Below are 9,235 nucleotides of genomic sequence, written 5' to 3'. Positions count from 1 at the left end.
AGCCACCAGCCACCAGCCACCAGCCACCAGCCACCAGCCACCAGCCACCAGCCACTAGCCACTAGCCACTAGCCACTAGCCACTAGCCACCAGCCACCAGCCACCAGCCACCAGCCACCAGCCACCAGCCACCAGCCACTAGCCACTAGCCACTCAAACCGCCTTCACCACCACCGATAGCGCGGTCGCCAGCAGGTAGACCGCGAAGGCCTTGCGCAGGACCCGCTTGTCCAGGGAGTGAGCCAGTTTCGCTCCCCATGGCGCCACGGCGGTCGTCAACACCGCCATCACGATCGCCCCGGGCACGTTGATGTAGCCAAGCGAGAAGGGCGGCCGTCCCGCGGCGTCCCAGCCGAACGCCACGAAGCCCAGCGTCGCCGCCGCCCCAATGGCCACGCCGAAACCGGATGCAGTCGCCACCGCCTGATGGATGGGCCGTCCGCACAGGGTCATCATCATCCCGCCGAAACTGCCGCCGCCGATCCCCATCATCGCCGACAGGCCGCCGATCAGACTTCCCAGCCCGCGCCTCGCCCAGCCCGTGGGCAGGTCCGAAGCCAGGGTGAAGCGCTCGGGCATCAGCCCCAGCTGCGCCGCGATCAGGGCCAGGCAGACGCCATAGACGACGGCCAGCCCCTCCATGGAGGTCACGCCCGCCACCGCCGCCCCCATCAGGGCCCCGACCCCGACCCACGGCGTCCAGGTCCTCAGCACGTCCTCGTCCACCGCCCCATGCGACCGGTGCGCCCTCAGCGACCGCCAGCTGGTCGCCACGATGGTCAGCAGCGACGTCCCGATCGCCGTGTGCAGATTGCCCTCGCCCCCGACCCCCAGCACCTCGAAAGCGTAGAAGACCGCCGGCACGATCACGGTGCCGCCGCCCACCCCGAACAGGCCCGCGACGATCCCGCCCGCCAGCCCGGCCGCGATCAGGGCGGCGAGCAGCAGGAGAACGTCAGGGAGGGGGAGGGCTATCATGGGTTCTGTCTAGTCTGAATCGCGCTGAAGAGGACCGGCGACTCTCCGCAACCTTCACCGCCGAACTTCGTTCTCACCGCACAGGGACACACCCACCCGGAAAGACACCTCCCATGACCTCCATCAAGCTTCTCGCGGCCTCGGCCGCCGCCCTCACTCTGGTCGCGGGCGCCGCCTCCGCCCAGACTCCCTACAGCCAGACGCCGTACAGCCAGACCCCGTACGGCCAACAGCCCCAATCCGACCCGATCGGAGCCATTCTCGGCGCCCTGTTCGGCGACCGGCTCGGCGTGTCGACCACCCTCGACAGCGAGTGGTCGCGTGGCCGCCGTCCGCTCAACACCCAGCGCGCCCAGTTCGAAAGCCGGCTCGACGCCGACGTGCGCTCGGGCGCCATTTCGTCTTCGGCGGCCCGCAGTCTGAGCGCCGAATACGGCGATCTGGTCACGCTTGAGGCCCGCTACACGGCCGACGGCCGGGTCACGACCCAGGAACGCGCCGATCTGACGGAACGCTATCGCGCCTTCTCCACCCGCTATCAGGCCGGGGGCCAGGACGGTTATGACGACGGCTACGACAGCTGGCGTCCGCTGGCCGAGAGCCGCGCCTCGTTCGATGCTCGCGTCAACGCCGGCGTGCGCAACCGCACCCTGACCCGCGCCCAGGCTGCCCGTCTGTCGACCGACTTCGACGCCTTGGTCCGGCTTGAGGCCGGTTACGAACGCAATGGCCTCGACTCGCGCGAGCGTCAGGATCTCGAAGCGCGCTGGGCCGATCTGAACCGCCGCGTCGGCGACAACTATGACGACGGCTATGACTCGGGCGACGACTACCGCTCTGATCCGCACGCGCAGCAGATGGAGGCGCGCATCGCCGCCGGCCTGCGCAGCGGTGAGATCAGCCGCACCGAGGCCGCCAGCCTGCGTCTGGAACTGCGCGACCTGACGCGCCGCTGGGCCGACCTTGAGGCCCGCATCGAACAGGCGCGACGCTAGGCTGCAGGACAGGGCGCTGCTCAGATGAGCAGCGCCCCTTCGTGCCTCAGCAACCAGCCCTTGCGTTCCAGCCCGCCGCCGAAGCCGGTCAGGGAGCCGTCGGCGCCGACCACGCGATGGCAGGCGAGGATCAGCGGGATCGGATTGCGGTTCAGCGCCACGCCCGCCGCCTGGGCCGCGCCCGGCTCGCCCGCGCGTCTGGCCATCTCGCCATAGCTGATGGTCACGCCGGCCGGCACCTCGGCCAGCGCCTTCCACACCCGCGGCTGGAAGCTGTCGCCCGACGCCGCCCCCTCCAGCGACCACGGCACGCGATTCAGGGCCGCGCGATCGCCGCTGAAATAGGCCGCCAGATCACGCGCCACCGCCGCCGATGTTTCGCCATCCGACAAGGCCGCGCCCGGATATTCCCGCCGCATCGCCTTGATGAGTCCGTCGCCGAAGCTGACGCCCCGCACCACACCGGCTTCGTCGCAGGCCAGCGCCAGCGGCCCGATCGGGCTGTCGATCCACGACAGGATCAATCGGTCCGGCGCGCTCATTCCGACGCCGGCATCAGGGCGTTGACCTCGCCCCAGCCCAGGGCCCCTTCGCCCAGCGGCTCCGACCGACCGTCCGCCAGAAAACCCTCGGTCAGCGCCGCCGCCCGGCCCCAGATCGCCCCGACGATGCCCGATCCCGCGCTCAGCCGCCGCACGCCCAGACCCTCCAGCGTCTTCGCGTCGGGCAGGCCGGGATAGGCCAGCAGGTTCAGCGGCAGGGTGGTCGCCTGCACCATCGCCGCTATATCGGCCGCGTCCGTAAGCCCGGGCGTGAACAGGCCGTCCGCCCCCGCCGCCGCATAGATCGCCCCGCGCCGCGCCGCCTCGGCCACCCGCGTTCCGGGCTCGCCCACGCCCCTCAGCCACACGTCGCAGCGGGCGTTGATGAACAGCTCCGGTCCGACCGCCGCCCGGATCGCCGCGATCTTGGCCGCCAGCCGCTCCGGCGCGCCGCCGCCGTCCTCGATATTGATCCCCGCCGCCCCGGCCCCTACCAGCCGCTTCGCCTGCGCCGCCACCGCGGCCGGATCGTCGGAATAACCGCCCTCGAAATCGATCGAGACCGGCAGTCCCTGCGCCGCCCGCACGACGTCCACGCAGACCTGCACCACCCGATCAACCGGCAGGGCGTCCCCGTCCGGCCAGCCCAGCGCCCAGGCCACGCCCGCGCTGGTCGTGGCGATCGCCTTCGCCCCCTTCGCCCGCATCAGCGCCGCGGACCCTCCGTCCCAGGCGTTGGGCAGGATCAGCAGGCCGGAACGGTGCAGGTCGTGGAAGGCGGTCATGGCGTGTCTCCGTCAGGGCCGTCCACCTCACGCCGATGCGGCGGGATTGTCCGGCGGTTTTCGGACGCGCTCACCGGGGGGCGGCGTCCGCGGCGGCGTAGGCCGCGATCTCGATCATCCGATAGGTCGGCGTGGCGTTGATGCACGCGCCTCCAACGCTGCGGCGCGGTCGCCCGGCCTCCGCCATGTCGGCGATGATGGCCGAACTGTCCTGCGGGCACAGCCGCCGGCGCGAGCCGTCGATCCGACGGTTCAGCGGCAGGTCGTGCGGCCACCAGTCGGGGTCCCAGGCGCGGCAGGGGTCGCGCCACGCCGCCTCCATCTGCGCCGTCTTCTGCGCCGACAACCGGCCCTCGTGGGGCGGCCAGTATCGCTCATCGGCCGTGCGGCTGTCGTTCCGGGCCGCGTACCAGACGTCGATCTCTTCGCGGGTCAGCCCCGGCGGCGGCGGAGGCGGCGGGGCCGGCGGCCCCTCGTTGACGCTGTGTCGCCAGAACCACCAGGTCCCGTCCGCCTCGCGCCACACCACCGAGCGGTGGTCCGAGCTGTGGCCCCCGCCCGGCGGCATCCGTGCGCGGATCACCACCGCCGCGTCCTCCGGCGGCCGCCGCGCCGCCCAGTCGGGGATGCGCACCACGTCCAGCATATCCACGACAGGCCCCCCGATGGCGACCGGCAGCCGGGCCCGCTCGCGTTCCAGCGCGCGGAAGTCGACGTCGCGCACCGCCGCGCACTCGGCCTGGGCCGGCCGTCCGGCCGCCGCCGCCGCAGGCGGAACAGGCGTCCCCGCCGCGCAACCCGTCGTCGCCTGCAGCAGCCCCAGCGCCAGAACCGCCGCCCTCCTTCCCGTCCGCATACCCGTACCCCCCCCGTTGAGAGGCCAGCTTCGCCGACGATCGCCCCCGCGGCAACCATGGGTCTCCCGGCGGAACAGGCGCACCGGCTCGGCGTTACGGTGAAGCTCCGACCGGCCTCCCGCCGCGTCGCGCATCAGGACATCGCCCCATGCCCCTTCGCCGCGCCGGCCTTCCCCTCACGGCCCCGTCCGTGCCCCTGTTCGCCATCGCCGTGGTGCTCGCCGTCCTGGCCATGCTGGTCCAGTACGGCGGCGTCGCCATTCCGGTGATCAGCGAGCATGTGTTCAACACCTTGGCCGTCGCCTTCGCCGTCCTGACCGCCGGCGTCCTGCTGCGCAACGCCTGATCCGCCCCTAGCCGAGCCGGGTCTCGCCCCCTAAGTTCTGTTCATGGCCCGTTCCCCCCAGTCGCCCAGGACCGTTGGCGCGAAGTCCGGCAAGCCCGTCCACGTCCCCGGCCAGTCGGCGGAGATGTCGGCGGGCCTGTCCGAGGCCCACGCCCCCTTCATCTTCGACCCGGCGACGGCGAAGAACCGGGCGCCGATGTTCGCCCCCGTCACCGGCCCGCGCCTGACCCCGGAAGAGGCCCCCGGCAAGCCTTCCGACTGGACCCCGCACCGCCCCGACCGTCCCGCCGGCCGCAAGCACATCCCGTTCCGGCTGGAGACGAAATACACTCCCGCCGGCGACCAGCCCGCGGCCATCAGGGAGCTCGTCGCCACCGCTGAGACCGGCGAGCGCGATCAGGTCCTGCTGGGCGTCACCGGCTCGGGCAAGACCTTCACCATGGCCAAGGTCATCGAGGCCACCCAGCGCCCGGCCCTGATCCTGGCCCCCAACAAGACCCTCGCCGCCCAGCTCTATTCCGAGTTCAAGAGCTTCTTCCCCGACAACGCGGTCGAGTATTTCGTCAGCTACTACGACTACTACCAGCCCGAGGCCTACGTCCCGAAGTCGGACACCTACATCGAGAAGGACAGCTCCATAAACGAGCAGATCGACCGCATGCGCCACTCGGCGACGCGGGCGATTCTGGAGCGGGACGATGTGATCGTCGTCGCCAGCGTCTCCTGCATCTACGGCATCGGCTCGGTCGAGACCTACACCGCCATGACCTTCACCCTGAAGGTCGGCGACCAGATCGACGAGTCGAAGCTTCGCGCCGACCTGATCGCGCTGCAGTACAAGCGCAACGACGCCGCCTTCGAGCGGGGCATGTTCCGCAAGCGCGGCGACGTCATCGAGATCTTCCCCGTCCACATGGAAGACCGCGCCTGGCGCATCCAGCTGTTCGGCGACGAGCTGGAATCGATCCAGGAGTTCGACCCCCTGACCGGCAGGAAGACCGCCGACCTGACCGAGATCACCGTCTACGCCGCCAGCCACTACGTCACCCCGCGCCCGTCGCTGAACCAGGCCGTCACCGGCATCAAGGCCGAGCTCAAGGAGACGCTCGACTGGATGGTCGAGAACGGCAAGCTGCTCGAGGCCCAGCGCCTCGAACAACGCGTGCGCTTCGATCTGGAGATGATGGAGGCCACCGGCTCCTGCGCCGGCATCGAGAACTACAGCCGCTGGCTGACCGGCCGCGCGCCCGGCGAGCCGCCGCCCACCTTCTTCGAATACATCCCCGACAACGCCCTGCTGTTCGTCGACGAGAGCCACGTCACCGTCGGCCAGATCAGCGGCATGTACCGCGGCGACTACCGCCGCAAATCCACCCTGGCCGAATACGGCTTCCGCCTGCCCAGCTGCATCGACAACCGCCCGCTCAAGTTCGACGAATGGGACGCCATGCGGCCCCAGACCCTGTTCGTCACCGCCACCCCCGGCCCGTGGGAGATGGAGCGCACCGGCGGCGTCTTCACCGAACAGGTCATCCGCCCCACCGGCCTGATCGACCCCCCGGTCGAGATCCGCCCGGTCAGCGGCCAGACCCGCAACCAGGTCGACGACGTCATCGACGAGGTGAAGGCGGTCGCCCGCGCCGGCTACCGCTCGCTGGTCACCGTCCTGACCAAGAAGATGGCCGAGGACCTGACGGAATACATGCACGAACAGGGCGTCCGCGTCCGCTACATGCACTCCGACGTCGACACCATGGAGCGGATCGAGATCCTGCGCGACCTGCGCGTGGGCTCGTTCGACGTCCTGATCGGCATCAACCTGCTGCGCGAGGGCCTCGACATCCCCGAGTGCGGCCTGGTCGCCATCCTCGACGCCGACAAGGAGGGCTTCCTGCGCTCCGAGACCAGCCTGATCCAGACCATCGGCCGCGCCGCCCGCAACGTCGACGGCCGCGTCATCCTCTACGCCGACCGCATGACCGGCTCGATGGAGCGCGCCATCGCCGAGACCAACCGCCGCCGCGAAAAGCAGGAGGCGTACAACGTCGAGCACGGCATCACCCCGGAGTCGGTCAAGCGCGACATCCGCGAAATCCTCGCCAGCCCCTATGAGTCCCGCGCCCTCGACAAGCTGACCGCCCCGGGCATGAAGGAGGAGAGCAAACCCTTCACCGGCTCCAACTTCCAGGCCGCCCTCAAGGACATCGAAGGCCGCATGCGCAACGCCGCCGCCAACCTCGAATTCGAGGAGGCCGCCCGCCTGCGCGACGAGATCAAGCGCATGAAGCTGATGGACCTGGAGTTCGCCAATGAGGTCCTGACCGCCGAGGGCGAGACGGTCGACAAGACCGCGCCGAAGCGCTGGCGGGCCGACGCGGCGGCGGAGAAGGCGGAGGCGTTCCGGAAGGGGCGGCTTTAGTCAGGGCTGCGGTCGCGTGCATGGGCGGTGCGAGTGTGCGCATGAAGCCGATGCATTTGGGGTTCGCGATGCGCATGGTGGGAACGGAGTGAGGCGGCTTACATTGAGCTTCAGCCGCCGGTGTCGGTGTTGAGTGCTGTGATGAATGTCTTAAGCCAGGCAACGTTTCCTGCCTCGGCCAGAATTAACAGTTCGCTCTTGTTTTCAATCATCCAGCCACTCAACGAGCGGGCTTCATTAGTTTGAATTGCTCTTGCTAGGCGTCGGGATATGGGTTGTCCTGTTTCCCGGGCCCTCTGCGCGATGGCACTGGCCGCTTGGGCGGCAATGTTTTCAGCCGTTAGTAGGGCACCTACCTCCCCTTCAGCCGACCCGGTTTCGATGCCGCCGACGTAGGAACTAATTCGGTCTCTGGCCCTGCCAGACACGATGTCAGATCGCTCTTGCGAAAGTTCGAGGATTTCCACAGCAGCTTGAGTGCTCGCGGAACTTCCAGCCCGTGATTGGCTCTTGGTCTTGTATTCTCCCCAAATCCGAAACTGGAGAAGAAGTCCTTCAACCATTGGAAAGAACGTGGCCGCCTCAGCGGCCGCGCTTTCCGAAATAATGTCACTCGCGAGGGAGATTCTATTTTCGAGACTGTTTACCTCGGTGCCCAGTTGCACGACGAGGTCATCGTCAAAATTTCCTTCCCCCATCTCAGTGAGTATGTTCTTGATCCGAACGGCTCGATTGCTGAACGTGGGGATCGTGTTGCTGAAACCAGTGTAGCTGGTCAGGTCCTCTAGGGCTCCGAGGGCGCTGCGGACCGCGCCGAGAACGCGAGGTTCGTTCGGTTGCATCTCGGATTCGTCAAGTAGGTCGATACCGCCCTCCACCGTTTTGAACCGGAGAGGGGCGGGCTGCTGGTGAGGCACGATGATACCGAGGGTCGCGGTTTCATCCTCGGCGACAATCGGCGCGTATGCTTCTAGAAACGCGTCCGCCAAGACCTCCGAGATGACGCCGCGCTTTATTAGGGAGCGCCCTAGAGGGTCGACCCCCCGTTGCCAGATCCCGAATGCAGCATTCACTGATGCTTCCGACCGACTGAGATAGGCTGAGGCGCTTGAGATTAGTTCATCGAGTTTTATGTATGGACGCTCTTTTGCGTCGATAACTGAGTTGGAACCAATCCATCTAGGTTTGTTGCCCTCACTGGCGACCACCATCTTGATATTGTGTTTGCTGTGATAAAATAGCCAGAGCAAGATAAGGTCTTCGAAAGTGGGGGAGTGGCCCCAAATAGCTACAATGTTGTATTGTAGCTGAAGATTTCTAAAAGGCGTAAGATAGCTCTCAATGTCATCTTCAATGCCTGTCTTGACGCGTCGCGTGGCGGAATAAAATGGCTTCATAAGTGCCACTAGCTGTTGCCAAGTAGCAGCTGCGGCAAAATCAAAAATATCTTCGAAGACAATCGGTGAAGAATTCTGGATGTTGATTGTCGGTTTTGAAGGTACGCTGCGCCATAAAAATGACTCTACCTTGTATCTATTTCTAGCATACTGATAAGATAGGCGGGCGCTGTCAGCACGAACGGAATATCTAGTGCTCCCTACCAAAGCTCCGCCGTTATAAACAATAGCAAGAGAGTCGGCGTAATGGTGAATTTCCTCTCGTATTGCGTGCCCCCAAATCACGCCCAACCCCCTTACGGGGAGAGTGTTGATCATGTCTTGTATGCTGGAGAATGACGGCCGCGTCACTGGAATGGGCGTGTCACCATCCTCAATACGCAATGCTTCAATGATCAAGGGCATAGAGTATTACACGCTATCAATTATAGATATGTAGGTTACTAATGTGAGTGGGCGTCGGCATTGTTTTGCTAAAGCGTTCTTTAGGGATATTGCGGCGTTCTCGAAGTTCATGGCTCGGACGTCGCAATCTAATTGACTCGATCTAATTGAGTCCATCAAGGCATCTTTACTCTCGATAAACGCGATGATTCTCGCTGAGAGGTGAGGGAAATATATGTCGCAGCTGCAAGAAAGAGTGCTGTAGTCTGCGGCTGTCTTTGAATTGGACGCTTCTGTGGGTGTGCGTGGTTGGGTGCCGAGTTTCTTCCACAAGATATAGTCAGCGGAAATTTCCCGGTAAAATCGATCAAGAGCAAAATAGGTTTGCTCTGCTCGCTCTCTCAGAAACTGAGCGCGCTCCTTCCGATAGTTGAATGAGTACGTCAGGAACGCACCTAAGGATCCGCTCAGAATCCCTATAGCGATTGCCAGCCACCAAGGAGCTTGCACGATAACCTATCCCCCACAGAAA

General features: G+C 65.8%; 8 protein-coding genes. 3 read left to right on the top strand and 5 right to left on the bottom strand.

Features of this window, described 5'->3' with window-relative positions:
- Positions 1 to 153 precede the first annotated feature (153 nt).
- Positions 154 to 978, bottom strand: a complete 825-nt coding sequence (locus PSV23_RS11230) for a sulfite exporter TauE/SafE family protein (protein ID WP_300468927.1) — start codon at positions 976 to 978, stop codon at positions 154 to 156.
- 113 nt (positions 979 to 1,091) lie between these two features.
- On the opposite strand from PSV23_RS11230, the gene PSV23_RS11225 reads away from it, so the two are divergent.
- Positions 1,092 to 1,973, top strand: coding sequence for a hypothetical protein (locus PSV23_RS11225; protein ID WP_300468925.1), 882 nt, complete (start codon positions 1,092 to 1,094; stop codon positions 1,971 to 1,973).
- A gap of 20 nt (positions 1,974 to 1,993) precedes the next feature.
- Here the strand turns inward: PSV23_RS11225 and PSV23_RS11220 are convergent, their stop codons facing one another.
- From PSV23_RS11220 to PSV23_RS11210, 3 genes are all read right to left on the bottom strand, one after another.
- Positions 1,994 to 2,515 carry a methylated-DNA--[protein]-cysteine S-methyltransferase gene (locus tag PSV23_RS11220; protein WP_300468922.1) on the bottom strand — a complete coding sequence of 174 codons (522 nt, stop codon included), beginning with the start codon at positions 2,513 to 2,515 and terminating at the stop codon, positions 1,994 to 1,996.
- Entirely contained in the window at positions 2,512 to 3,300 is a 789-nt protein-coding gene (locus PSV23_RS11215) for an isocitrate lyase/phosphoenolpyruvate mutase family protein (protein WP_300468920.1), read from the bottom strand. The genes PSV23_RS11220 and PSV23_RS11215 overlap by 4 nt, the downstream gene beginning before the upstream one ends.
- Positions 3,301 to 3,370: 70 nt before the next feature.
- A complete protein-coding gene (locus PSV23_RS11210) occupies positions 3,371 to 4,156 on the bottom strand; it encodes a hypothetical protein (RefSeq protein WP_300468918.1) in 786 nt (261 codons plus the stop codon).
- Positions 4,157 to 4,305: 149 nt separating this feature from the next.
- Between PSV23_RS11210 and PSV23_RS11205 the strand changes: the two genes are divergently transcribed.
- Both PSV23_RS11205 and uvrB read left to right on the top strand, forming a co-directional pair.
- Positions 4,306 to 4,503, top strand: coding sequence for a hypothetical protein (locus PSV23_RS11205; RefSeq protein ID WP_300468915.1), 198 nt, complete (start codon positions 4,306 to 4,308; stop codon positions 4,501 to 4,503).
- A 43-nt stretch (positions 4,504 to 4,546) separates the two neighbouring features.
- A complete protein-coding gene (uvrB, locus tag PSV23_RS11200) occupies positions 4,547 to 6,922 on the top strand; it encodes an excinuclease ABC subunit UvrB (protein WP_300468912.1) in 2,376 nt (791 codons plus the stop codon).
- 110 nt (positions 6,923 to 7,032) lie between these two features.
- Here uvrB and PSV23_RS11195 read toward each other — a convergent pair whose 3' ends face one another.
- Positions 7,033 to 8,724, bottom strand: a complete 1,692-nt coding sequence (locus tag PSV23_RS11195; RefSeq protein ID WP_300468909.1) for a hypothetical protein — start codon at positions 8,722 to 8,724, stop codon at positions 7,033 to 7,035.
- Between the last annotated feature and the right edge of the window lie 511 nt (positions 8,725 to 9,235).

Origin of the sequence: Brevundimonas sp. (genome assembly GCF_029946145.1) — a bacterium.
In the GTDB taxonomy this organism is placed as follows: Bacteria; Pseudomonadota; Alphaproteobacteria; order Caulobacterales; family Caulobacteraceae; genus Brevundimonas.
This window is presented reverse-complemented; position numbering and strand designations above follow the sequence as displayed.